Source organism: Streptomyces sp. NPDC045846, assembly GCF_056431605.1.
Genome location: NZ_JBWKKJ010000002.1, coordinates 725332 through 749501, shown reverse-complemented (window position 1 = coordinate 749501; position 24170 = coordinate 725332). Strand labels below are relative to the sequence as shown.

General features: G+C 73.6%; 19 protein-coding genes, 1 pseudogene and 1 riboswitch. Of the genes and pseudogenes, 9 read left to right on the top strand and 11 right to left on the bottom strand.

Translation table 11 applies throughout. From position 1 onward, the window contains the following. Window positions 1–25: 25 nt before the first annotated feature. The 4 genes from AC07F3_RS08280 to AC07F3_RS08265 form a co-directional block, all read right to left on the bottom strand. Window positions 26–595 carry a hypothetical protein gene (locus AC07F3_RS08280; RefSeq protein ID WP_479111639.1) on the bottom strand — a complete coding sequence of 190 codons (570 nt, stop codon included), beginning with the start codon at window positions 593–595 and terminating at the stop codon, window positions 26–28. A 442-nt stretch (window positions 596–1037) separates the two neighbouring features. Continuing rightward, window positions 1038–2114, bottom strand: a complete 1077-nt coding sequence (locus AC07F3_RS08275) for a prenyltransferase (RefSeq protein WP_479111637.1) — start codon at window positions 2112–2114, stop codon at window positions 1038–1040. After that, entirely contained in the window at window positions 2111–2866 is a 756-nt protein-coding gene (locus AC07F3_RS08270) for a class I SAM-dependent methyltransferase (protein ID WP_479111636.1), read from the bottom strand. The genes AC07F3_RS08275 and AC07F3_RS08270 overlap by 4 nt, the downstream gene beginning before the upstream one ends. A gap of 156 nt (window positions 2867–3022) precedes the next feature. Further along, window positions 3023–4345, bottom strand: a complete 1323-nt coding sequence (locus AC07F3_RS08265; protein WP_479111634.1) for a glycosyltransferase family 4 protein — start codon at window positions 4343–4345, stop codon at window positions 3023–3025. 245 nt (window positions 4346–4590) lie between these two features. Between AC07F3_RS08265 and AC07F3_RS08260 the strand changes: the two genes are divergently transcribed. Together AC07F3_RS08260 and AC07F3_RS08255 are read left to right on the top strand one after the other, a co-directional pair. Further along, complete coding sequence (locus AC07F3_RS08260) at window positions 4591–5205, top strand: TetR family transcriptional regulator (RefSeq protein ID WP_479111632.1); 615 nt, start codon at window positions 4591–4593, stop codon at window positions 5203–5205. Between the two features lie 440 nt (window positions 5206–5645). Next, the gene (locus tag AC07F3_RS08255) at window positions 5646–6254 is read left to right on the top strand and encodes a response regulator transcription factor (RefSeq protein ID WP_479111630.1); all 609 of its coding nucleotides are present in this window, start codon (window positions 5646–5648) and stop codon (window positions 6252–6254) included. Between the two features lie 213 nt (window positions 6255–6467). Here AC07F3_RS08255 and AC07F3_RS08250 read toward each other — a convergent pair. The 6 genes and pseudogenes from AC07F3_RS08250 to AC07F3_RS08225 form a co-directional block, all read right to left on the bottom strand. Continuing rightward, window positions 6468–7850: pseudogene (locus AC07F3_RS08250) on the bottom strand (ATP-binding cassette domain-containing protein); the annotation flags it as partial. Further along, window positions 7850–9505 carry an ATP-binding cassette domain-containing protein gene (locus AC07F3_RS08245; RefSeq protein WP_479111628.1) on the bottom strand — a complete coding sequence of 552 codons (1656 nt, stop codon included), beginning with the start codon at window positions 9503–9505 and terminating at the stop codon, window positions 7850–7852. The gene AC07F3_RS08245 and the pseudogene AC07F3_RS08250, both read right to left, overlap by 1 nt. Before the next feature lie 84 nt (window positions 9506–9589). Next, complete coding sequence (locus tag AC07F3_RS08240) at window positions 9590–9724, bottom strand: SapB/AmfS family lanthipeptide (RefSeq protein ID WP_114035518.1); 135 nt, start codon at window positions 9722–9724, stop codon at window positions 9590–9592. Window positions 9725–9778: 54 nt separating this feature from the next. After that, entirely contained in the window at window positions 9779–12343 is a 2565-nt protein-coding gene (lanKC, locus tag AC07F3_RS08235) for a class III lanthionine synthetase LanKC (RefSeq protein WP_479111626.1), read from the bottom strand. Between the two features lie 209 nt (window positions 12344–12552). After that, entirely contained in the window at window positions 12553–12786 is a 234-nt protein-coding gene (locus AC07F3_RS08230) for a ferredoxin (RefSeq protein WP_479111624.1), read from the bottom strand. Next, window positions 12786–14246, bottom strand: coding sequence for an aldehyde dehydrogenase (locus tag AC07F3_RS08225; protein WP_479111622.1), 1461 nt, complete (start codon window positions 14244–14246; stop codon window positions 12786–12788). Before AC07F3_RS08225 ends, AC07F3_RS08230 begins: the two co-directional genes overlap by 1 nt. Before the next feature lie 357 nt (window positions 14247–14603). On the opposite strand from AC07F3_RS08225, the gene AC07F3_RS08220 reads away from it, so the two are divergent. From AC07F3_RS08220 to AC07F3_RS08190, 7 genes are all read left to right on the top strand, one after another. Beyond that, a complete protein-coding gene (locus tag AC07F3_RS08220) occupies window positions 14604–15659 on the top strand; it encodes an MBL fold metallo-hydrolase (RefSeq protein ID WP_479111621.1) in 1056 nt (351 codons plus the stop codon). Window positions 15660–15883: 224 nt separating this feature from the next. Next, window positions 15884–15954: riboswitch (cobalamin riboswitch) on the top strand. A gap of 130 nt (window positions 15955–16084) precedes the next feature. Next, on the top strand, window positions 16085–17314 hold the full coding sequence (locus AC07F3_RS08215) for a prenyltransferase/squalene oxidase repeat-containing protein (RefSeq protein ID WP_479111619.1): 1230 nt from the start codon (window positions 16085–16087) through the stop codon (window positions 17312–17314). Then, the gene (locus AC07F3_RS08210; RefSeq protein ID WP_479111618.1) at window positions 17314–17955 is read left to right on the top strand and encodes an SCO2322 family protein; all 642 of its coding nucleotides are present in this window, start codon (window positions 17314–17316) and stop codon (window positions 17953–17955) included. The genes AC07F3_RS08215 and AC07F3_RS08210 overlap by 1 nt, the downstream gene beginning before the upstream one ends. Before the next feature lie 584 nt (window positions 17956–18539). Beyond that, the gene (locus AC07F3_RS08205) at window positions 18540–19631 is read left to right on the top strand and encodes an energy-coupling factor transporter transmembrane component T (RefSeq protein ID WP_479111936.1); all 1092 of its coding nucleotides are present in this window, start codon (window positions 18540–18542) and stop codon (window positions 19629–19631) included. Further along, window positions 19628–21424 (top strand): ABC transporter ATP-binding protein, encoded by a 1797-nt coding sequence (locus AC07F3_RS08200; protein WP_479111617.1) that lies wholly within the window; start codon window positions 19628–19630, stop codon window positions 21422–21424. The genes AC07F3_RS08205 and AC07F3_RS08200 overlap by 4 nt, the downstream gene beginning before the upstream one ends. Further along, window positions 21421–22236 carry an ECF transporter S component gene (locus AC07F3_RS08195; RefSeq protein ID WP_479111616.1) on the top strand — a complete coding sequence of 272 codons (816 nt, stop codon included), beginning with the start codon at window positions 21421–21423 and terminating at the stop codon, window positions 22234–22236. Before AC07F3_RS08200 ends, AC07F3_RS08195 begins: the two co-directional genes overlap by 4 nt. A 307-nt stretch (window positions 22237–22543) precedes the next feature. Further along, on the top strand, window positions 22544–22966 hold the full coding sequence (locus tag AC07F3_RS08190) for an aggregation-promoting factor C-terminal-like domain-containing protein (protein WP_479111615.1): 423 nt from the start codon (window positions 22544–22546) through the stop codon (window positions 22964–22966). Here AC07F3_RS08190 and AC07F3_RS08185 read toward each other — a convergent pair. After that, window positions 22963–24168, bottom strand: a complete 1206-nt coding sequence (locus AC07F3_RS08185) for an alpha/beta hydrolase (protein WP_479111614.1) — start codon at window positions 24166–24168, stop codon at window positions 22963–22965. The two genes, AC07F3_RS08190 and AC07F3_RS08185, sit on opposite strands and share 4 nt — an antisense overlap. Between the last annotated feature and the right edge of the window lie 2 nt (window positions 24169–24170).

Genomic DNA, 24170 nt, shown 5'->3' with positions numbered 1-24170 from the left:
GACGCGGGCCCGCCCTGACGCGGGCTCAGCCTCCGGAGAGCTGTCCGGCGGAGGGGACCTGGTCCTTGACCGGCGCTCCGGCGCTCTGGCCCGCGTCCTTCACGCCGCCGATCACGTTCTCGAACTTGCCGACGTCGGCGTCGCTCGCGTCGCCCTTGCGCAGCTTGGCGGGCAGGTCCTTGAGGGACTCGATGCCCGAGGACAGCGGGGCGAGGGCCTTGGAGAGCAGCGGGTCGCCCTTGGCGTTCTCGGTGGCGGCCTTCAGGCGGTTGTACGTGAACGCGCCCGCCAGACCCGCCTTGACGAGGGCGAAGGTGCGGCCCTTGGCGCCCTTCTTGAACTTGCCCGCCTTGAACGGCTTCACGATCCACTGGTAGGCGGCGCCGGCCGCGAGGCCCGCGTTGGCGACGAAGCGCGTCTTGGCCAGCTTCTGCCGCTCGGCCGACGCGGTCGGCGACGGGTTGCTCTCGGCCACGGTCAGCGCGGCGGCCTGAGTGGACTTGGTCTCTCCTCCGCAGGCGGTCGTCGACACCAGGACGGCGCAGGAAAGGACGACCGCCACGACTATGCGGCGGATGGGGAACGTACTGGGCACGATGACCTCCGGGGGATGTTTCGGCCTCCCCGGCAGCCTCACCCGGCCCACCGCGCTGCGCCACCCGGGCGACTCCGTACGGGTCGCTTCCGCGGGGCTGGGGGGTGGGGGGCTTCACCCGCGGGCCGGTGGGGGCCTGTCGCGCAGTTCCCCGCGCCCCTTGGCAGCGTGCAGCTCCCCCCATCCGCGTGGTGAGCCCCCGCACCCTGGCCCCTTCGGCTGCGGACCGTGCCCGGTTGCTCGCGCAGTTCCCCGCGCCCCTTGGCAGCGTGCAGCTCCACCCATCCGGGTGGTGAGCCCCCGCACCCTGGCCCCTTCGGCTGCGGGCCGTGGCCAGTTGCTCGCGCAGTTCCCCGCGCCCCTTGGCGGCATGCGGTGATCCCATCCGCGTGGAGAAGCCCGCGCCCCTGGCAGCATGCGGTGACCGCATCCGTGCAGTGGGCTATTCGCAGCAGGAAGGGGGGAGGCCTCGGGGGAGGTGGGTGGCGCCGAAGACCGCGGTGGTGGCCTCGTCGCCGCCCAGGGCGGCCACCGCGAGGAGCAGTGAGCCCGCTGTCCACGTCGTGAGCTCCTCGGGCCACACCGCGCGGTTGCCCTCGAAGACGTAGCCCGTCCAGTACATGCCCGTCGCCTCGTCGCGCAGGTGCCGGATGGACTGGAGGATGTCGAGCGCCCGGTCGGACTCCCCCATCGCCCAGAGCGCGAGGGCCAGTTCGCAGCTCTCGCCGCCGGTGACCCACGGGTTGGGCAGCACGCAGCGCACTCCGAGGCCGGGCACCACGAAGTCGTCCCACATCGACTCGATGCGGGCCTTGGCGGCCGCGCCGGTGAGGGCGCCGCCGAGCACCGGGTAGTACCAGTCCATCGAGTAGCGGGACTTGTCGAGGAAGCGCTCGGGATGGTGCTGGATGGCGTGGGCGAGCGCGCCGGTCGCCAACTCCCAGTCGGGCTGCGGCTCTTCGCGCTGTTCGGCGATGGCGAGCGCGCAGCGCAGGGCGTGGTGCACGGAGGAGCTGCCGGTGAGCAGCGCGTCGGCGACGGCCGCGCCGTCCTCCTCGCGCTTCCAGCCGATCTGCCCGCCGCTCTGCTGGAGGGCGAGGACCCATTCGACGGCCGCGTAGACCGTGGGCCACATGCGGTCGAGGAAGGTGTCGTCGCCGGTGGCCAGGTAGTGGTGCCAGACGCCGACCGCGACATAGGCGACGAAGTTGGACTCGCGGCCGCGGTCGGTGACGTTGTCGTGCTCGCCGTCGTGGTAGGCGGCGTACCAGGAGCCGTCCTCGTTCTGGTGCCGGGCGAGCCAGTCGTAGGCGCGCTCGGCGGCGGCGTGTTCGCCCGCCGCGTCCAGCGCCATCGCGGCCTCGGTGTGGTCCCAGGGGTCGAGGTGGTGGCCGCGGAACCAGGGGATGGCTCCGTCGTCGCGCTGCGCGGTGAGCAGGGCGGTGACCGTCCGTCCGGCCTGCCCGGCGGTGAGCACCCCGGGCAGCACGAGGTGTTCGGTGCGCTCCGGCGAGGTCACTTGGCAGCGCTCTTTCCCGGCAGCACGGGCAGGTGCGGCTTGGTCGCGTACGCCACGAAGCTCTTGCCGACGACCGGGTTGAGCGCCCGCTCGGCGAGCCGGGTGAGCGTGCTGATGCCGGGCGTCTTCATGATGTCCCAGACCAGCAGCTGGTGGTACGCCTTGACCGGCAGCGCCTTGTCGTTGTCGACCCCGAAGGCGCACTTGAGCCACCAGTACGGCGAGTGCAGCGCGTGCGCGTGGTGGGTGCCGTACGGCTTGAGGCCCGCCTGCTTCATCTTGCCGATGAGCTCGTCCGCCTTGTAGATGCGGATGTGGCCGCCCTCGACCTCGTGGTACTCGTCGGACAGCGCCCAGCACACCTTCTCCGGCCCGTACCGCGGCACGGTGACCGCGATGCGGCCGCCGGGCCTCAGGACGCGGACCATCTCGGCGAGCACGCCCTTGTCGTCGGGGATGTGCTCCATGACCTCGGAGATGATCACGACGTCGAAGGACTCGTCGGGGAACGGCAGGTTGAGCGCGTCGCCCTCCATGGCGGTGGCGGTGGCGCCCTCGGGGGCCTCCCCGGCCTCCTTCATCGCGGCGAACCACTTGGCGACCTCGCGGATCTCCTCGCCGTTCTGGTCGAGGGCCACGACCTGGGCGCCGCGCCGGTAGCACTCGAAGGCGTGCCGGCCCGCGCCGCAGCCCAGGTCGAGCACGCGGTCGCCCGGGGCGAGCGGGAAGCGGGAGAAGTCGACGGTCAGCACGGATGCCTGCTTTCGCGGACGGGGGGATGGGGTCGGCCGGGGTGTCGGGGGTGCCGCGTCACCAGGCACCCCCTTGGGCCGCGGTGCGGCCCGGCGTCTGGGGCACGGGGCGGCCCGGGGGGACGGGCGCGGGGCGCCCGGGGTTCGTGCTCCGGGTCACCTGGCTGCCTTCCGGGCCGAGCGGCCCTGGGCGGCGATCGCCTCGCGGTAGAGCTCGGCGGTGCCCTGGGCGGCGCGGGCCCAGGTGAAGCGTTCCAGGACGCGTTCGCGGCCGGCCGCGCCGAGCCGGGCCCGCAGCGCCGGGTCGCCGAGCAGCCGGGCGAGTCCGGCCGCCAGGGCTCCCGCGTCCCCGGGCGGCACCGCGAGGCAGGTCTCGCCGTCGGTGCCGGCGACCTCCGGGATCGCGCCGCCGGTCGTGGCGAGCAGCGGGGTGGCGGTGGCCATGGCTTCGGCGGCGGGCAGCGAGAAGCCCTCGTACAGCGAGGGGACGCAGCTGACCTGCGCGGACCGTACGAGGTCGACCAGTTCGGCGTCGGTGATGCCCTTGACGAACTGGACGGCGTCGCCGAGCCCGTACTTCTCGATGGCCTGGGCGACCGGGCCGTCCTCGGCGCGTTTGCCGACCACGACGAGGTGGGCCTCGGGGTGCTCGGTGCGCAGCTTGGCGAGCGCCTCGACGAGGAAGACCAGGCCCTTGAGCGGCACGTCGGCGCTGGAGGTGGTGACGATGCGGCCGGGCACCTCGGCGACGGCGGGGTCGGGCGACCACAGGGTGGTGTCGGCGCCGATGTGCACCACCTGGATGCGGTCCTCGCGCACCCCGAGGTGGTCGACGATCTCGCCCTTGGAGGTGCCGGAGACGGTCAGCACGGAGGGCAGCCGACGGGCGACCCGCTTCTGCATGCGGGTGAAGCCGTACCAGCGGCGCACCGAGGCGCGGCGCTTCCAGTCGGGGGCCGCGTCCAGTTCCAGCTGCCGGTCCACGGTGATGGGGTGGTGGATCGTGGTGACCAGGGGCGCGCCCACGTCGGCGAGCAGCCCGTACCCGAGGGTCTGGTTGTCGTGCACGACGTCGAACTCGCCCCGCCGGGCGGCCAGATGGCGCCGGGCGCGCAGCGAGAAGGTGAGCGGCTCGGGGAAGCCGCCGGTGCGCATGGTGGCGACCTCCAGGCGGTCGATCCAGTCCCGGTACTCGTCCTTGGCGGGCGTGCGGAACGGGTCGGGCGAGCGGTAGAGGTCCATGCTGGCGAGCTCGGTGAGGGGCACGCCCTCGTCGAGCACAGGGTAGGGCTGGGCGCCGATGACCTCGACGCTGTGGCCGAGCCGGGCGAGTTCGCGCGAGAGGTGGCGCACGTAGACGCCCTGGCCGCCGCAGAACGGGTTCCCCTTGTAGGTGAGGAGCGCGATCCGCAGCGGGCGGTCGCCCGCAGGGCCCGCGTCCCCGGTGCGGGGGCTTGCCTCTATGGCCTCAGCGGTCACTCGCGGCCCCCTTCATCACTGCGTTTCGCCGGAGCGTAACCGCTCGCGCTAATCTAGAACAAGTTCCAGACTTGATCCTTCTTGAGCGTTCTTTGATCACTCAAGGAGCTTCGAATCTACCGGCAGGTAGCGCGACTGTAAGAGCCGGATCAGGTGATTCGCGCCACGACGGGGCCCCTGCCATGCTGGGCCGCCGAACACCGTGGCAGAGAACACCGGAGAACCGGACAAACGGAACGGGACACATGACAGCGGAAGTCAAGGCGGCCACCGCGGCCGCCCCGCCCCTGACGGAGCGCCAGGAGGCCCGGCGCCGTCGGATCCTGCACGCGAGCGCCCAGCTGGCCAGCCGGGGCGGCTTCGACGCGGTCCAGATGCGCGAGGTGGCCGAGGCCGCGGGCGTCGCGCTCGGCACCCTGTACCGCTACTTCCCGTCCAAGATCCACCTCCTGGTCGCCACCATGCAGGACCAGCTCCAGCACCTGCACGGCACCCTGCGCAAGCATCCACCCTCCGGCGAGGCGTCCGCGGACCGGGTGGCCGAAACCCTCATGCGCGCCTTCCGCGCACTCCAGCGCGAGCCGCACCTGGCGGACGCGATGGTGCGGGCCCTCACGTTCGCGGACCGCTCGGTGAGCCCCGAGGTGGACACCGTCTCGCGGCAGACCACGGCGATCATCCTGGACGCGATGGGCCTGGACCACCCGACCCCGGAGCAGCTCTCCGCGGTCCGGGTCATCGAGCACACCTGGCACTCGGCCCTGATCACCTGGCTGTCCGGCCGCGCGTCCATCGCCCAGGTCAAGATCGACATCGAGACGGTGTGCAAACTGATCGACCTGACCGCCCCGCCGGAGTAAGCAGCACCGACCCCTCCAAGGACCGCGAGGAACCGCGCGCCCAGCCACGCACGATCCGCGGCCGAATACCGGCCCTCCCCGACCGAAGGGTCCGAAAAGACCCCGCCGGGACCAGCCCCGCCAAGGGGCGCGGGGAACTGCGCGACCAGCCACGCACGGTCCGCGGTCGAATACCGGCCCTCCCAGCGGGCGACGCGCTCCCCCCTCCGCACCGGCCATGACAGGCTCAACTCCCTGGCCAGCGGGGGGATTCGGGGGCCGGAGCACCCCCGTTTCGTGCGCCCCGGCGGCGCGTGTCGCGCCCCGCGTGCGCTGGTGCGCGCCCCCAGTGCCCCCCACCGATCCGTTCGGCCGGACCGTGACGGGGGTAACCGCCGCCCAGAATCGTTGCGTGCCCAACGAAGGCACCGGTAGCGGTGACCCTGGGAGGAGCTGGAAACGTGATCCGGGTACTTCTCGTGCACGACGCGTGTCTGTTGCGGTCGGCCTTGGCCGACCGCCTCTCACGCGAATCGGACTTGGAGGTCCACCACGCCCCGTGGCGCGGCGCCGCGGCATTGGCGCGATTATTGAGCCCGGACGTCTGTGCCGCCGACCTGGACTGCTCCGAGTCCTACGGCATCGCCCCGCTCGGCGAACTCACCGGCTGCCGTCCCGGCACCGGGAAATGCCGACTGCTGGTGCTGGCCGACACGCACCGTCCGGGACCGTTGAAACGAGCCGCCGACGCCAACGCGCGCGGCTATGTGGACAAGGGGGGCACACCCGAGCGCCTGATCTTCGCCATCAGACAGGTGGCCGAGGGGAAACGGTTCGTCGACGACTCTCTCGGCTTCAGTTTCCTCAGGGCCGCCGAAATGCCGCTCACTCAAAGGGAGTTGAGCGTTCTTTCACTCGCTGCGGAAGGAGCCTCGGTCTCCGACATCGCGCTCCGACTGCATCTTTCCAACGGCACCGTGCGCAATTACATGGCCGCCATCACCCGCAAGACCGGGGCACGCAACCGGGTCGACGCGATACGGATTTCCCAGGGGGAGGGATGGGTGTGAGGGACCGGTTCCGGTGAGGTCGCGGTAGAACGCGGAGCGGGCCAGGAGTTCCTCGTGGGTGCCGAGTTCCGCGCGGGCCCCGTCCATCAGCAGTACGCGGTCCGCGCGCCGCGCCGAACCGGTGCGATGGGCGACCACCACGAGGGTGCGTCCGGTGAACGCCCGCTCCGCGCGCGCCTCGGCCGCCGGGTCGAGATGACAGGTCGCCTCGTCGAGCAGTACCAGGGGCGCGGGCGAGACATGGGCCCGCGCCAGCGCGACGAGCTGGCGCTCGGCGGCGGACAGGGCGGCGGGATCGAGCACGGCGTCGAGCCCGCCGAGCCGCTCCAGGAGCGGCCCCGCCCCGACCGCGTCGGCCGACTCCCGCAGGGTCTCGTCGTCCGGGAGCCGGTCGCAGAAGTAGCCGAGGTTCTCGCGGAGGGTGCCGGTGAACACGTACGCCTCCTGCGGCACGAGCACCCGGTCGCAGCCCCGGATCACCTCGCCCGCGTCCGGCCGGAGCACCCCGGCGATCAGTGCGAGCAGGGTGGACTTGCCGATGCCGCTGGGCCCGGCCACCGCGAGCCGCTCGCCGGCCGGCACGGCCAGGTCGAGCCGGTCGATGACGGGGTCCGCGCCGGGCCCGTAGGCGAAGACGACCCCGCGCAGCCGCACCGGCCACCCGTCGGGCCCGTACGGCACCGGGGCCGGGCCTTCCTCCTCCCCCTCGGTCAGCCTGCGCAGCACGACCGTCAGCCGGGCGCCCGAGGTGCCGAGCCCCTGCACCAGGGCCTGGAGGGCGGGCAGCAGGGACTGGGTGAGGTAGGCGAGCGCGCCCGCCAGGCCGCCCGCGGTGACCCCGTGGCGCAGCAGCCAGGGCGCGCCGACCAGGAGCAGCACCAGGGGCAGGCGTCCGCCGATCCCCACGGCGAAGGTCCGGGCCACGCCCCAGAGGGCGAGCGAGCGGGCCGCGCGGTACTCGTCGTCGATCCGCTCCCCGGCGCTCGCGGCCGCCCGCTCGTGGGCGCCCGATGCCGCGATGTCCCTCAACCCGCCCGCGATCAGGCCGAGTTCGGCGGCCAGGCGTTCGTCGGCGGCCAGGAGGTCCTCCTGGCGGCGGGCCAGCGGGCCGAGGGTCGCGGCGAACAGGGCGAGCCCCACGACCAGCGGGCCCGCGACCACCGCGAGCAGCACGGGCGCGAGGGCGAACAGGCCGAAGAGAGCCCCTGCGGCGGTGAAGACGAAGGTGCGGGAGACGAGGACGAGTCCGGCGAGGGTGTCCCTGGCCAGCTCCACCTGCTGGGTGAGGCGGGACAGGGCGGCGTCGTCCGCCTCGCGCAGGCCGCGCGTCACCACCGCCCGCACCAGGCCGTCCCGTACGGGCTCCACGAAGTCGGCGACCGTCCCGTACACCCGGTGGGTTCCCCAGGCTCCGGCGAACACGGCGACGGCGGCCGCCGCGAGCCATCCGGTGCCGGTGGCGGCGCGGCCCGCGAGGAAGCCGTCGTCGAGGGCGCGGGCGAGGGCGAAGCCGAGCAGGAAGGTCTGGGCGGATTCGAGCAGGGACCATCCGGCGAGGCGCAGCAGCACCCGCTTGCGCCGCCACAGCAGGCTCATCAGCACGCGGCCTCGACCTCCCCGAACACCGCGCGGTAGTCCGCGATCCGGTAGAGCTCGTGGTGGGGTGCGACGGCCCGCGCCCGGCCGTCCTCCAGCCACACCACGAGGTCCGCGCGCGCCGCCGTCGAGGCGCGCAGCGCGATGATCAGGTGGGTGCCGCTGCCGTGCAGCAGCGCCTGGGAGACCTTGAGTTCGGTGGCGGAGTCGAGGCTGGAGGTGGCGTCGTCCAGGATCAGCAGCCGACCGGGGTGCGCGAACGCCCGTGCCAGGCCCAGGCGTTGGGCCTCGCCGCCGGACAGCGGCGCGCTCGCGCAAGGGGTCGCATAGCCGTCGGGCATCGTGCGGACGAAGGCGTCGGCGCAGGCCGCGCGGGCGGCGGCGCGCACCGCGTCCTCGCCCGGGTCGTCGACCCCGTACGCGATGGTGCCGCCCACCGTGCCGCCGAGCAGTGCGGGGCGGGCGAAGGCGTAGCCGACCGCCCGGCGCAGCCCGGCGCGGGCCAGGGAGGGCAGGGGTACGCCGTCGAGGGCGACCGTGCCCGACTCGGGGTCGGCGAGCCGGCCCGCGACGGCCGCGAGCGCGGACTTGCCGCTGCCGGACCGTCCGACGACGGCGACGACGGCCCCGCCCGGCACCGTCAGATCGAGCCCGCGCAAGGGCCCGTGCGTGACGCCCCGAAAGGTCAACTCGCCTTTTCCAGGCGGAAGTTCGGTGCTTCCGTACGCCGTGATGGGCGTGCCCAGGACGTCCTGGAGGCGGGCCACGGCGGTGCGGCCGCGGGTCAGGGTGTTGACCATGCCGACCAGGGCTCCGGTGCCGGTGGCGAGCGCGGCGTAGCGCCAGGCGGCGAGGAGGCCGCCGACGCTCAGGTCGCCGCGGGCCACGCGCAGCCCGGCGACGGCGAGGACGGCGAGCTGGAGGAGCGGCAGCAGGACGGCGGCCTGCGCGGTGGAGCGGCCGAGCACCTCCCACATGCGGTGGCCCTGGCGGGACAGTTCGGGCAGCGGGGCCAGAATCCGGGCGGCGTCCCGTTCGGGGCGTCCGGCGGCGGCGATCGTACGGGCCCCGCGCACGGCTTCGAGGAGTCGGCCCGCGATCTCGCCCTGGGTGTGCAGATATCCGGCGCTGCTGGCGCCGGAGCCGCGCACGAACACCTTGAGGAGCAGGGCGAACAGCGGCATTCCGGCCAGCACCACCAGGGCGGTCCACCCGTCGGTGAGGGCGAGCGCGACGAGGCCGCCGACCGGGGTGACCACGGCCGCGAGGGTGCCCGCGATCGACACCGGGACGGTCGCGGCCTGCACCGCGTTGCCGGTGAGGCGAGCCACCAACTCGCCCTCGGAACCCACGTGTTGGGGGCCCGCGTCCAGTACGTGGCCGAGGACCCGGCGCCGGATCCAGGCCGCGCTGCGGGCGGCGGCGGTCGCGGTGGCGGCGGATTCGACGGCGCCGATCAGCACCGTGAGGACGGTGAGCAGCACGCACAGGGTGATCCACGGGCCGGCCTGGGACTGCCGCCCGGCCAGGACCAGGTCGAGGGCGCGGCCGAGCGCGGCGGGCAGGGCGAGCCCGGCGCCGGCCGACGCACAGCTCAGGAGCAGGATCAGGGTGCCGGGGCCGGCGCTCTGCCGGACGGTCTCACGCAACAGCAAGGCGGCCTCCCGCGAGGCGGCCCCGGCCGGCGAGCGGTGCCGGACGGGGCCGCGTCGTTCACTGTGTCACTGGTTACGCGGTGATCACAGGCAGAGCGTCAGGCTCGCGACGCTGTCACAGAGCAGCAGGCTGAGCTGGCTGCCGCCACCGTGACCGCCACCGTCGCCCTCGTCGATGTCGAGTTCGACGTCGAGGTTCTGCAGGTCCAGAAGGGACATTGCTTTCTCCTTTGTCGGCGATGTACAAGCCGTCCGTGGGGGACGGGGTTTGTTTCAGCCCCGGGTGGGGCCGTTTCTGGGGCCGCCGGTCTCGGCGGCGGGGGTGGGCGCCAGGAAGGGCAGTCCGACGGGCCGGTCGGCGAGGGCCGCGCCGAGCGCCAGGAGGCAGCCCGCCGTGCCGGTCGCGAGGTCCATGGAGAGCCGCATCATCTGGTCGCCGGGGAAGGCGAGTTGGCCTTCGTAGGGGAGCGCGTACCAGGCGAGGAGGTCGATCTGGTCGTCGAGCCAGGCGCGTGGCGCACCGCTCCTCGCCAGGTGGAGCACCATTCCGGCGCGCCCGTTGAACAGACCGGGCTGCGCGTAGTACCGGGAGCGGGCGGCGGGCTGGATCTTGTCCCGCGCCTCCTGGAACGCCGGGTCGGCGCGGTGGGCGAGGAAGTCGTCGAGCACGGCGGCGATGCCGACGCTGCCCCCGCCCAGGTACGGCAGGGTGCGCGTGGTGTCGTTGACGACCAGGGTGCCGACCGGGTTGGTGACACAGCGGTCCAGGTCGCGCCGCAGCTCCTCGGCCGCCCGGTCGAGCAGCGCGGGGTCGCCGGTGGACTCGTACAGGCGGAGCAGGAACAGCGCGGGCCCGCTGGCTCCGTGCAGCAGCCCGGCCCGGCGGCCGCCGCCGGTGCGCCCGGCGAGCAGCTCGGCCGCCTCCAACGCCTGTTCCTTGAAGCCGAGTCGGTCCAGGACCAGACCGAGGCCCGCGAGGCCGCCGTGCAGTTCGGGGGCGAGCCGCTGCCAGTTCTCGGCCAGGACGGACTCGATCAGTTCGCGGGACCGCTCGGTGTGGCCGAGCCGGTCGAGGACGAGGGCCACTCCAGCGAGCCCGTCGTAGAGGCCGAGCGGGGTGCCGGACGGCGGCGGAGCGGTGTGCGCGAGCAGCCACTGTTCGCCCTCGGGGTAGCGCGCGGCGCCGGTCTCGGCGAGCGCGTACAGCACTCCGGCGGCGCCGTGCGCGAGGCCGAGGCCGCCGCCGGGGGTGAACTGGGCGACGTCGCCCGGGAAGAGCCGGTCGTCGCGCTCGGGGGTCGCGGAGGCGAGGATGGCGCGGGTCATGGAGTCACGGCTCGCGGGCCAGTCGCCCGGCGCGACGGGCACGCTCGCGCCCTGCGGCGCGCTCTCCCCCTCGATCACCCGGACCGCCTCGTCGAGGAAGCCCGCGGGCAGGTCGGGGAACTGGGAGGCGGCGACGGCGGCGAGGTGGGCGGCCTTGGACCGGTCGATCACCAGCAGGCTCGTCATCGGCACGAACAGCGCGATCCGCAGACAGGCCAGCGCGTAGCGGTCGACGTCGAAGCCCTTGCGGTCCAGGGGCGCGATGAAGCCGGGGTGGGCCATGGACTGGCCGCGGTGCTCGTCGACGGGCAGGGCGGCCTCGAAGTCGAGGAGGCGGACGCCCTGTTCGTCGGGGTCGACCATGATGTTGAACATGTGCAGGTCGTTGAAGACGACGCCCCGCTCGTGCACGGCGGCCACCGCGTCCTCGACGGAGCCCAGCAGGCGCAGCGCCCAGCGGGTGTACTCGGCGACCTCGTCGGGGTCCGGCTCGACGCCTATGAGCGGGTGGCGGGGTGCGAAGAAGGAGTTGAGGGTGCGCCCCTCCAGGAAGTCCATGACGAGGAAGCGGTGCTCGCCGAGGGTGAACCAGTCCCGCACGGCGGGGGCGACCCCGAGGCCCGCGACCCGTTCCAGGGCGTTCTTCTCGCGTTCCAGGCGGGTCACCGCGTCGGCGCCGTCCGCGGCGAGCCCGGCGTGGGGCCTGGCCTCCTTGAGGACGACCTTCTCGCCGGTGCGGGTGTCGGCCCCGGCGTAGACGCCGCCGCCGTTGGAGAAGTGCAGGGCGCGTTCGATGCGGTACGGCAGGTCGCCGGTGGTGGTCGCGTTGCGGGCGGCGAGGTGGGGCGCGAGGAACGGCGGCAGGGCGACCCAGTCGGGCAGGTGGAAGACGGGGTCGCGGCGGTCGGGCACGAGCACGCCGTCGGCGTTCTCGATCGCGGGCACCAGGGTGCCGTTCGCGTCCACGCAGTGCCGCTTGGTGAAGCCGCCGTAGCGGACGTAGAGCGGGCCCTCGCCCCACCGCAGGTCGCTGAGGATGTACGGTCCCGGCTCCCCGGCGAGCAGGGCGCCCAGCTCCTCCAGGATCACCCGGAACTCGGCCTCGTCGGCGGGGTAGAGGGTGGCGAACTTCCCGCTGGAACCGCGGCCCGCGTACTTGGAGTTGCGCAGGTGCAGGGGACGTCGTCCGGGGACGAACTTGAACGGGACGGCGCGCGGGACGCAGTAGTCCCACACGTACTCCGCCACCTTCTCGGCGTTGTCCAGACAGGCCGACACGTGGATCTTCCAGCCCTGCTGCGGCCGCGTTCTGCGTCCCGGTATGCCGTCCGGGCTGAAGTGCAGCCAGTCTCCGGCGAGTTGGGCCGTCCAGCCCTCGGGGACGGTGCGCCGGGCGGTCTCGAAGAGCGGCACCCGGTCGTCGCGACCGTCCGCACGCGAAGAGGACAAGCGGTCCGGGGTCTCGTAGAAATGCCTGTCCGCCAGACAGAAGACCTCGTACCGCTTGTCCATCGTGCCTCCCCCTCGACGGTGTGACATCGAGTTGGCACTCCCCCCTCGACGGCGTGGCCACGACTTTTCCACGCCGCCGACGGGCCGGACCAGTCACGCCTGTCATCAGGTCGCCGTGCACTACGCATGGATCAACCTGTGTTCGCAGGGGCTCGAACAGGAGCGTTCGAAGGGGGCGATTTCAGGACTGTTCCGCAGGCCTTCCCGGGCTACTCCTCGGGCGGGAACACCGTCTCGCGGGAGTCGAGCAGGGTGATCAGGACGGCTTCGACCGGGCAGCCCTCGGCGGCCGCCAGGATCTGCTCGTTGGCGTCGGTGTCGGGGGTGCGGGGATGGGACTGACGTGCGCTGTCGAGTTCGAACGCGGCGGGTGCGTGGTTGACGCACATGCCGGAGCCGATGCAGACGCTCCGGTCGACCTCGACGTGCCAGCGGTCGCCCATCACTCGCCTCCGTGGCCGGCGGGCAGGTGGATCATCTTGTGCTCCAGGTACTCGCCGAAGCCCTCGGGCCCGAACTCCCGCCCCACGCCGGAGGACTTGTAGCCGCCGAACGGCCCGAGCATGTCCAGGCTGAAGGTGTTGACGTTGAAGGTGCCGGTCCGCACCTTGCGCCCGAACTCGATGCCGTGCTCGACGTCGCCGGTCCACACGCTGCCGCTGAGCCCGTACTCGGAGTCGTTGGCGATCCTGAGCGCCTCGGCCTCGTCCCCGTACGGCAGCAGGCAGATGACCGGCCCGAAGATCTCCTCGCGGGCGATGCGCATCGTGTTGTCGACGCCGCCGAAGAGGGTCGGCTCGACGTACCAGCCCCGGTCGAGCCCGGCCGGGCGGCCGCCGCCGGTGAGGATCTTGGCGCCCTCCTCCTGGCCGATCCGGATGTAGTCGAGCGAGCGCTGCTGCTGGCGTCTGGCCACCAGCGGCCCGACCTGGGTCGCGGCGTCCAGCGGATCCCCGACCACGAGCGCCCCCGCGGCGGCCGCGAACGCCTCGGCGATCTCGTCGTAGCGGCTGCGCGGCGCCAGGATGCGGGTCTGCGCCACACAGGCCTGCCCGTTGTTCATCCAGGCGGCCGGGACGACTCCGGCGACGGTCGCCTCCAGGTCCGCGTCCGGCAGGATCACCGCCGCGGACTTGCCACCGAGCTCCAGGGTGACGCGGGTGAGGTGGCGCGCGGCGACCTCCATCACCCGCTTGCCAGCCGCGACGGACCCGGTGAAGGAGACCTTGTCGATGCCGGGGTGCCCGACGAGGTATTCACTCACCTCGCGGTCCGCGGGCAGGATGGAGAGCACGCCCTCGGGGAGCCCCGCCTCGGCCGCGATCTCGCCGAGGATGTACGAGTCGAGGGGCGACTCGGGGGACGGCTTAAGGATCACCGAGCAGCCGGTGAGCAGCGCGGGCGCGAGCTTGGCTGCGGCCACGAACTGCGGGACGTTCCACGGCACCACGGCCGCGACCACACCGACCGGTTCGCGCCGCACCAGGATCGGGCCCAGCGCGCCCGCCCGCCGCTCCTCGTACGGGAACCCGCGTGCGACCGTGATCGCGGAGTCCCACACCATCATCGCGCCGAGCGCCTGCGCGAGCACGCTCCAGGAGTACGGGGATCCGTTCTGCGAGCTGATCGACCGGGCGATCTCCTCGTGCCGCACCAGGATCGCGTCCTTGATCCGCGACACCACCTCGATGCGCTCCTCGGGCGTCGCCCGCGCCCAGGGCCCCTCGTCGAAGGCCCTGCGCGCCGCGGCGACGGCCCGGTCCACATCGGCGCGCGAGGCGTGCGGGACGCGGCCGATGACCTGCTCGGTATGGGGTGAGATCACCTCGATGACGTCGGAGCCGAGGGGGTCGGTCAACTCCCCGCCGATGAAAAGCTGTCCGTGTTCCACGAGCTCGGTCATGCCTGGTGCCTCCTGCGGGGCGGGCTTCCCTGTCGCAGCGGCCCGGCGGCGCGGTCCGCCGCCGCCACCCGGCTCTGCTGCCTGACTCTCTGCTGCCTGGACTCGTCCGACGCATCTGACGTCGCTTCAGAACTGATACCAGTTCTAGTTGCAGGAGTCCACGGCCCGAACCGCCACGCGCCAACCGCCCCTCCGTCGAAGCGGAGGCCGTCCTCATGGATGACTCGGGCGACCATTGAAACCAGTTCTAGTTATAGTGACCGGGCAGCGCCCCGCCGGATCGCTCCCGGCGGGAACTCCAGAAGGACCCAGAACGATCCGGAGAGACCCAGAGAGCCCCAGAGAGACGAGGACTCCATGCCGCAGGAGCCAGCCGGACCTCAGGTGACCGACCACGGTGGCGGCGTCCACTCCATCGAGGTGCCGATCCCGGACAACCCACTCGGCCACACCCTGGTCCACCTCGTCGACACCGACCGGGGTCCGGTGCTCGTGGACACGGGGTGGGACGACCCGGCCTCCTGGGGCGCCCTCACCGCCGGGCTGCGCGCCCTCGGCACCGACGTCTCGGCCGTCCACGGCGTGGTCATCACCCACCACCACCCCGACCACCACGGCCTCTCCGGCCGGGTCAGGGAGGCGTCCGGCGCCTGGATCGCGATGCACGCCGCCGACACCGCCGTCGTACGCCGCACCCGCGAGGCCGAACCGGGCGTCTGGCTCGACCACCTGTGCGCCAAGCTCGCCGCGGCCGGCGCCCCCGAGGAGCACATCGCTCCCCTGCGCGAGGCCCGCGCCTCCGGCCGCACGCGGACCCTGCCGGGGTTGCGGGCCGCGCTGCCCGACCGCGAGATCGTGCCCGGCGACCTGCTGCCGCTGGCGGGGCGCCGGCTCCGCGCGATCTGGACACCCGGCCACACGCCCGGCCACGTCTGCCTCCACCTGGAGGAGGCCCACCCCTCCCAACTCCCGGGCAACGGGCGCCTGTTCAGCGGCGACCACCTGCTGCCCGGCATCACCCCGCACATCGGCCTGTACGAGGACCCCGACGAGGCGGGCGCGACGGACCCCCTCGGCGACTATCTCGACTCCCTCGAACGCGTGGGCCGGCTCGGCGTCGCCGAGGTGCTCCCGGCCCACCAGCACGCCTTCACCGAACCTTCCGCGCGGGTGCGGGAGTTGCTGGCCCACCACGAGGACCGCCTCACCGACCTGCTGGCCCTGCTGGCCACCCCGCTCACGCCGTGGCAGCTCGCGGAACGCATGGAGTGGAACCGGCCGTGGTCCCAGATCCCGTACGGCTCGCGCACGATCGCGGTGTCGGAGGCGGAGGCGCATCTGCGGCGGCTGGAGAAGCTGGGGCGGGCGGAGCGGGTGCCGGGGGGCGGGGCGCAGCGCTACCACGCGGTCTAGCCCCACCCCGCGGGACCTCCTGGGGCTCCACCCCGGACCCCGTTGAGGGCCAGGGACCCCCCATGGCGGGCTGAGGTTGCCGGCCTGGTCCGGCACCGTGCCGCCACGGGGCGCGGGGAACTGCGCGAGAAGCGAGCACGGCCCGCAGGCTCTCAACTGCACCCCGCAGGGGAAGGGCGCCCGGCCCCGCCGGGTAGGGTGGTCGGGTCGTCATGCCCGTACGGGGGGAAGCCGGTGCAAACCCGGCGCTGACCTTGCAGCCGTGAACCGCACCCCGCGGTGAGCCGGAATGCCCCGCGGCCGCATGACCGGCTCACGTCACCCGCACACCGCAGGTGACCGGCACCGTCGAGGCATACGGAGCCGGAGCCGGGTGCCAGCGCGCGCCCGTGCCCGCGCTCCCCGCAGGAGAGGCACCGCCCGCCATGACCGTACGCCGCTGCGCCGCAGCGCTCGCCGCCGCCACCGCCGTCCTGGGCGGGGCCGCCCCGGCGGCCTTCGCCGACGGCACGCCGTCCCCCGCGGCGGTCCCGCCGGGCCTGTACGGCACGAAGGACCCGCAGTACGACGGGGTCTTCCGGCAGTCCCTCGCCTTCCTCGCCCAGGAGAAGGCCGACGTCAAGCCCGCCGAGCAGGCCGTCTCCTGGCTCACCGGGCAGCAGTGCGCCGACGGCTCGTTCATGTCGTTCCGCGCGGACCCGGCCAAGGCCTGCGACCCCACCAAGCTGGACACCAACGCCACCTCGGCCGCCGTGCAGGCGCTCGTCGCGGTCGGCGGTCACGGCGACGCCGTCAAGAAGGGCGTCGTCTGGCTGAAGTCGGTGCAGCAGGACGACGGCGGCTGGCCGTACACCCCGGGCATGGGCGGCAGCGACGCCAACTCCACCGGCATCGTGATCGGCGCGCTGGCCGCCGCGGGCGAGAAGCCCGACGAGGTGAAGTCGGCCAAGGGCGGCAAGACGCCCTTCGACGCGCTGCTCACCTTCGCGCTGCCCTGCGAGGACCCCACGGGCCCGGGCGCCTTCGCCTTCCAGCCCGACCCGAAGACGCAGAAGCTGTACGCCAACGCGGACGCCACCGCCGCGGCCGTGACGGGCTCCCTCGGCAAGGGCCTCACCGCCACCGCGGGCCAGGCCGACGCCAAGGGCACCGCCTGCGAGAAGGCGACCACCCCCGAGCAGGCCGCGCACAACGGCGCCGCCTACCTCGCCAAGACGCTGGCCCCGACCGGGTTCCTGAAGTCCGCGATGCCGGGCGCCGCCGACCAGCCCGACTTCGGCAACACCGCGGACGCGGTCGTCGCGCTGGCCGCCGACGGCATGGCGCAGCAGGCGAAGGCGTCCGCCGACTGGCTGTCGAAGAACGCCGCCGCCTGGGCCAAGGAGAACGGCCCGGCCGCCTACGCCCAGCTCGTCTTCGCCGCCGACGCGACCGGCGCCGACCCGAAGAACTTCGGCGGCGTGAACCTGATCCAGTCCCTCAACGCCACGGGCCCCGCCCCGCGGACCGCGGCCACGCCGTCCGCGTCCGCGGAGAAGTCCGAGGCGAAGAAGAACGACGGGATCTCGGTGTGGTGGATCGTCGGCGTCGGCCTGGTGGCCGGTATCGGCGTGGGCTTCCTGATCAGCGGCCGCAAGAAGAACCAGCAGCTGTGATGCGCACGCGACTCGCCTCGTTCGCCGCGCCGCTCCTGGCCCTGGCGGTCCTGACCGCCGGTGCGGGCCCGGCCGAGGCGGCCGGGTACCGCTACTGGTCCTTCTGGGACCTGACCGGCGACACCTGGACGTACGCCACCCAGGGCCCGGCGTCCGCGCACCCCGGCGACGGCTCGGTCCAGGGTTTCCGCTTCGCCGTGAGCGCGGACTCCAAGGACGCGTCCAAGCCGCGCACGACGCCGTCCTTCGAGGCGGTGTGCGGTGCGACGCCGACCAAGGGCGGAACGAAGCGGGTCGCGCTGGTCATCGACTTCGGTACGCCCCAGGACGCCGCCCAGGGCGAGACCCCGCCCGCCGCGCGCAGCGCGTGCGCCCAGCTCCCCCCGGACGCGACCAGCGCGGACGCCCTGGCCGCCGTGGCCAAGCCGCTCCGGTACAACAGCGCGGCCCTGCTGTGCGCGATCGGCGGCTACCCGCGCACGGGCTGCGGCGAGCAGGTGGGCGACACGGCCCCCAAGCCCGCCCCGGCCGCGAAGGACGACTCGGGCAGCGGCCCCTCGCTGGGCCTCCTGGCCGGAGTGGCCGCGGTCCTGGCCCTGGGCGCGGCAGCCATCTGGCAATCCCGCCACCGCAAAAGCTGACCCCCACCATGCCCCCCGAGCAACATCCCCCAACACCGGGGGACTCCACCCCTGAGAACGGCGCGCCCCCGCCCCCCGCCCCACAGGCGACCTCCGACCGGGGAATTGACCCCCCGGCCGTCGGCAGCGATGCGCCCGGGCACGACGAACCCCGCCAAGGGGCGCGAGGAACTGCGCGAGCACCACGGCCGGTCCGCAGCACGAACGACGCGAACACCACCCCCGACCCACAGCCGCCAACGGCGAACACCACCCACGGAGAGACCCGCACGCATCCCCCCACCCCGACGGACGCAGCGGACACCACCCCCACCCCGCAGCCGCCGACGGCGAACACCACCCACGGGGAGACCCGCACGTATCCACTCAGTAGTACGGGTGGTGCGGGTGGGAAACACGGCCCGGCCGGAGGCCGGGCGCTCCCCCACCGGCCCGCGGCCGAAGACACCACCTCCGGGCCCGGGGCCGAACCCAGCACACCCCGGCCCGAGGCCAACCCCCGCACACCCCGGCCCGGGGCCGAGCCCCAAACCCCCCGGCCCGGGGCCGAGCCGCACGCCCCCACCCCCCACCCGAGCCGGAGGCTGACCGCGCCGGTCGCGAGCCGGAGCAACGCCGTGCACCCCGGCGCCTGGTGGCTCTGGGCGCTCGGCCTGGCCACGGCCGCGTCGCGCACGAACAACCCCCTCCTGCTCGGCCTGCTCGTCGGCGTGGCCGGCTACGTCGTGGCCGCCCGCAAGACCGACGCGCCCTGGGCCCGCTCGTACACCGCGTTCCTCAGGATCGGCCTGTTCGTGGTCGGCGTCCGGCTCGCGTTCAACCTGGTCCTCGGCTCGCCGATCCCCGGCAGCCACACCCTGTTCACGCTGCCCGAACTCCCGCTCCCCGCCTGGGCGCAGGGCATCCGGATCGGCGGCCGGGTCACCGCCGAGGGCATGCTCTTCGCGCTGTACGACGGGGCCCGCCTGGCCACCCTGCTCATCTGCGTGGGCGCGGCGAACGCCCTCGCCAACCCGGCCCGCCTCCTCAAGTCGCTGCCCGGCGCCCTGTACGAGGCCGGCGTCGCCGTGGTCGTCGCGATGACGTTCGCGCCGAACATGGTCGCCGACGTCGTACGGCTGCGTACCGCGAGAAGGCTGCGCGGCCGCCCCACCGGCGGCATCAAGGCGATCGCGCAGATCGGCCTGCCGGTGCTCGAGGGCGCCCTGGAGCGCTCGGTCGCGGTGGCCGCCTCGATGGACGCGCGCGGCTACGGCCGCACCGCCCAGGTCCCCGCCCCCGTTCGCCTCACCACGACCGTCCTCACGCTCGGCGGACTCCTCGGGGTGTGCGCGGGAACGTACGGACTGCTCGCCGCCGAAGGCGCCGGGTACGGTCTCCCCGTGCTCGCGGCCGGGCTGCTCGCCTCCCTCGCCGGGCTCCGCCTGGGCGGGCGCCGCCAGATCCGCACCCGCTACCGCCCCGACCGCTGGGGCGTCCGGTCCTGGCTGGTGGCCGGTTCGGGCGCGGCGGTCGCGGCCCTGATGCTCTGGGCGGGTACGTACGCTCCCGAGGCCCTCACCTTCGGCGTCGTCCCGCTGGCGGCGCCGAGCCTGCCGCTGTGGCCCGCGCTGTCCCTGCTCGCCGGGCTGCTCCCGGCGTTCGTCGCCCCCGTCCCGTCGAAGGAGTCCCGGTGATCCGGTTCGAGAACGTGTCGGTCACCTACGACTCCGCCCCGCGGCCGACCGTACGGGGTGTCGAACTGGCCGTCCCCGAAGGGGAGTTGGTTCTCCTGGTCGGACCGTCCGGGGTCGGCAAGTCGACCCTGCTCGGTACGGTCTCCGGGCTCGTCCCGCACTTCACCGGCGGCACCCTGCGCGGCCGGGTCACCGTGGACGGCCGCGACACCCGCACCCACAAGCCGCGCGAGCTGGCCGATCTGGTCGGCACCGTGGGCCAGGACCCGCTCGCCCACTTCGTCACCGACACCGTCGAGGACGAACTCGCCTACGGCATGGAGTCGTTGGGCCTCGCCCCGGCCGTGATGCGCCGCCGGGTCGAGGAGACCCTGGACCTGCTGGGCCTCGCGGAGCTGCGCGACCGCCCCATCGCCACCCTCTCCGGCGGGCAGCAGCAACGCGTCGCGATCGGCTCGGTCCTCACCCCGCACCCGAAGGTCCTGGTCCTGGACGAGCCGACCTCGGCGCTCGACCCGGCCGCCGCCGAGGACGTCCTGTCGGTCCTGCAACGCCTGGTCCACGACCTGGGCACGACGGTCCTGCTGGCCGAGCACCGCCTGGAGCGGGTGGTCCAGTACGCGGACCAGGTCATCCTGCTCCCCACCCCCGGCGCCCCTCCCTTGATGGGCACCCCTGCCGAGATCATGAAGATCTCCCCCGTCCACCCCCCGGTGGTGGCCCTGGGGCACCTGGCGGGCTGGGAGCCGCTCCCCCTGTCGGTGCGCGACGCCCGCCGCAGAGCCGGCCCGCTGCGCGACCGACTGGCCACCCTCACCCCGCGGCACCCGCAGGCCACGGCCCCCACCGACGGCGGGCCGACACCGACGGCGCAGGAGTCTCCCGCGGAGACCCCGGCGCACCCGCTCGGCGATACGGACGGGAAGCACAGCCCGGACGGGGGCCGGGCGCACCCCCGCCGCCCCGAGGCCGGACCCCGCGCGGCTCCCCTGCGGACCCTGGCCGCCCTCTTCCGCCGTGCGCCGGGCACCCCGAGCGCCCCCACCGTCACCACGGCGAGCGCCCTCGGCGTACGACGCGGACGTGTGGAGGCCCTGCGCAGGGTGGACCTCACCGTGGCCCCGGGCGAGACGATCGCGCTGATGGGACGCAACGGCGCCGGAAAGTCCACCCTGCTCGGCACCCTCGTCGGCATGATCGAGCCGACGACCGGCTCGGTCACGGTCGGCGGCCGCACTCCCCACCGCACCCCGCCGCGCGAACTGGTCCGCGAGGTCGGCCTCGTACCGCAGGAGCCGCGGGACCTGCTGTACGCCGACACCGTCGCCGCCGAGTGCGCCGCCGCGGACCAGGACGCGGGGGCCGCCCCCGGAAGCTGCCGCGCGCTGGTCTCCGCGCTGCTGCCCGGGGTGGCGGACGACACCCACCCGCGCGACCTCTCCGAGGGCCAGCGTCTCGCCCTCGCCCTCGCGATCGTGCTGACCGGCCGCCCTCCCCTGCTCCTCCTCGACGAGCCGACCCGCGGCCTGGACTACGCGGCGAAGTCCCGCCTGGTCGAGGTGTTGCGGGCGCTGGCCGCCGAGGGACACGCCATCGTGCTCGCGACCCACGACGTGGAGCTGGCCGCCGAGCTCGCCCACCGGGTGGTGATCCTGGCGGGCGGTGAGGTCGTCGCGGACGGCCCGACCGCCGAGGTGGTCGTCTCCTCGCCCGCCTTCGCCCCGCAGGTCGCCAAGATCCTCGCGCCGCAGCACTGGCTCACCGTCCCGCAGGTCACCGAGGCGCTGTCGTGACGCGGAACACAGGAGCGGCCAGGCCCGTCCGCCTGGGCCCCCGCGCGGTCGTCGCCCTCTGCCTCATCACCCTCATCGGCGTCGCCGCGTTCGGCTGGCCGCTCCTCGCGGACGCCGACTCCGGGCTCGCCCACGCCCAGGACGCCCCCTGGCTCTTCGCCGCGCTGCTCCCGCTCCTGGTGGGTGTGGTGGTCGCCACCATCGCGGACGACGGCATGGACGCCAAGGCCGTCGCGATGCTCGGGGTGCTGGCCGCGGTGGGCGCCGCGCTGCGCCCGCTGGGCGCGGGCACGGCGGGTCTTGAGCCGATGTTCTTCCTGATGGTGCTCAGCGGCCGGGTGCTCGGCCCGGGCTTCGGCTTCGTCCTCGGCTCCGTGACGATGTTCGCGTCAGCGCTGCTGACCGGCGGGGTCGGCCCGTGGATGCCGTTCCAGATGCTCGCGATGGGCTGGTTCACGATGGGCGCGGGCCTGCTGCCCGGCCCGGACCGCCTGCGCGGCCGGGCCGAGCTGGCCCTGCTCGCCCTCTACGGGGCGCTCGCCTCCCTCGCGTACGGCACGGTCATGAACCTCCAGGGCTGGACCTTCATCGGCGGGATGTCCTCGGGGATCTCCTTCCATCCCGGCGACCCGCTGCACGACAACCTGATCCGCTTCTTCGCGTACTGCGCCGCCACCTCGCTCGGCTGGGACCTGGGCCGGGCCGCGCTCACGGTGGTGCTGACCCTGGCGCTCGGCACCACCCTCCTCAAGGCGCTGAGGCGGGCGACGCGACGCGCCGCCTTCGAGGCCCAGGTCACATTCGAGGCCTGATCGGGGTCCCGTGGGGGTGAGGCCGCCCACAGGACCTTGGTCCTCTACGAGGCGGAATAGTGGGCCCACGGCATGATCCAAGCGGGTCCCGCCAGCGGGTCTGACCTGCACTTATCCGTCCCTTACACCCCCGGGGACGTTTCACCTCTCATGCGACTCCCACTAGTAAGCGGGGTCATTGCACCCGCCCGGGCGGCCCGTTACAACTGTTCGAGTCGCCGGAACCGCCCGGTCCGCTCGCCGGGCCGACTCACTACGGGTTCCCTCGCCGTGGAGGTCTGAGAACCTCCGGCGGAGCGCGGCGCCCATGTCCCCGAGGTTAGGTTTCGCGTTGTCTTTCGCCGCCCGTTTCACCGCTCGCAAGAAGACCATCGCCGCCACTGGCGCCACCCTGCTGGCCGCCGCCGGTGTCGCCATGGCCGCCGTCCCGGCCCAGGCCGCACCGACGAGCGCCCAGGCGATCGCGCAGCAGATGATGCCGTCCGACCAGTTCCAGTGCTTCAGCAAGATCGTGAACCACGAGTCCGGCTGGAACCCGTCCGCCACGAACGCCTCCTCCGGCGCCTACGGCCTGGTCCAGGCCCTTCCGGGCTCCAAGATGGCCTCCGCCGGCGCCGACTGGCAGACCAACCCGGCCACCCAGATCAAGTGGGGCCTGAACTACATGAAGGAGCGCTACGGCAGCCCGTGTGGCGCCTGGAACTTCTGGCAGCAGAACAGCTGGTACTAAGCCGTACCGGCGATGGAGTCGAAGAGCCGCACGATCCCCGGCGCCGACTTCCTGAAGGCCCCGTTGTGGTCGACCGCTCCCTGGTCGACGACCGGGGCCTTCTTTCCGTGCGCGGCGAGCTGCCGCGCACAGCTGAGCGCGTTGGCGATCGGCACGTCGGTGTCCCCGCTCGCGGTGTAGAGCCGCATGGGCACGGCGGGCTTCCAGTCGCAGGTGTGGTCGTTCCGGCGCATGGCGTCGAGCAGCGCTCCGTCCGGGTGCCGCAGCCGCTCGTAGAACGCGGGCGTGAGCAGGTCCTTCACGCTGCCCGGCAGCGCGCCGAGGATCTGCTCCTCGGTGTGCGTCCCGTCGAGCAGCCCCTCCACGACCCCCGCGTACGGGGCGCGGAAGGCCTCGGCCGGGTCCTTGTACAGAGGGTGCAGCCGGTTCTGGGCGGTGAGCCAGTACGACATGTACAGCACCCCGCTGATGTCGTTCACCCGCCCGTCGAAGAGCGCGGGCACCTCCTGGCCCTCGATGTCGTACGGTCCCGAGACCGGGGCCAGCGCCTTGAGCCGGAAGTGCGCGTCCGCGCCCTGGCTCAACGCCTTGCCGAGCGCCATGGCGACCTGCCCGCCCTGCGAGAAACCGGTGCCGTACACGTCCCCGGTCAGCGGCCTGCCCAGCTCGCGGGCCGCGGTGCGGGTGGCCCGCAGCATGTCGAGCGAGGCGGACACGGACGAGGCGGTGTCCATGTAGGGGTGGTGGCCGGGCCCCTTGCCGAGCCCGAGGTAGTCGGGGGCGGCCACGGCCCGCCCGGCGGAGGCGTGCAGATAAGGGGAGAGGCGGCCGGAGTCCTCGCCCACGGACGGCGCGTAGTCGCGGTCGACCATCGTGCCGTGGGTGTCCGCGACGAGGTCGAGCCGCCCGTGCCGCCCGTCGGCGGGCAGCACGAGCAGGCCGGTGGCGGTGGTGGGGCGGCCCTGCGGGGTGATGGTCCGGTACGTGACCCGGTAGCCCCGCACCCCGTACCGGACCCCGGCGCTGTCCACGTCGGCGGCCTTCAGGAAGCCGGCGACCTGGGCGGGCCCGAGGTCGGATACGGGGGTGAGCGAGATGAGCTCGCCCCTGCCGCCCGCCGGGTGGGCCTGGGCGAGGGGAACGGTGGCGCCGACCGTCGCGAGAGCGAGGGCGGCCGCGGCGAGAACGCGTGTCTTCGTCATGG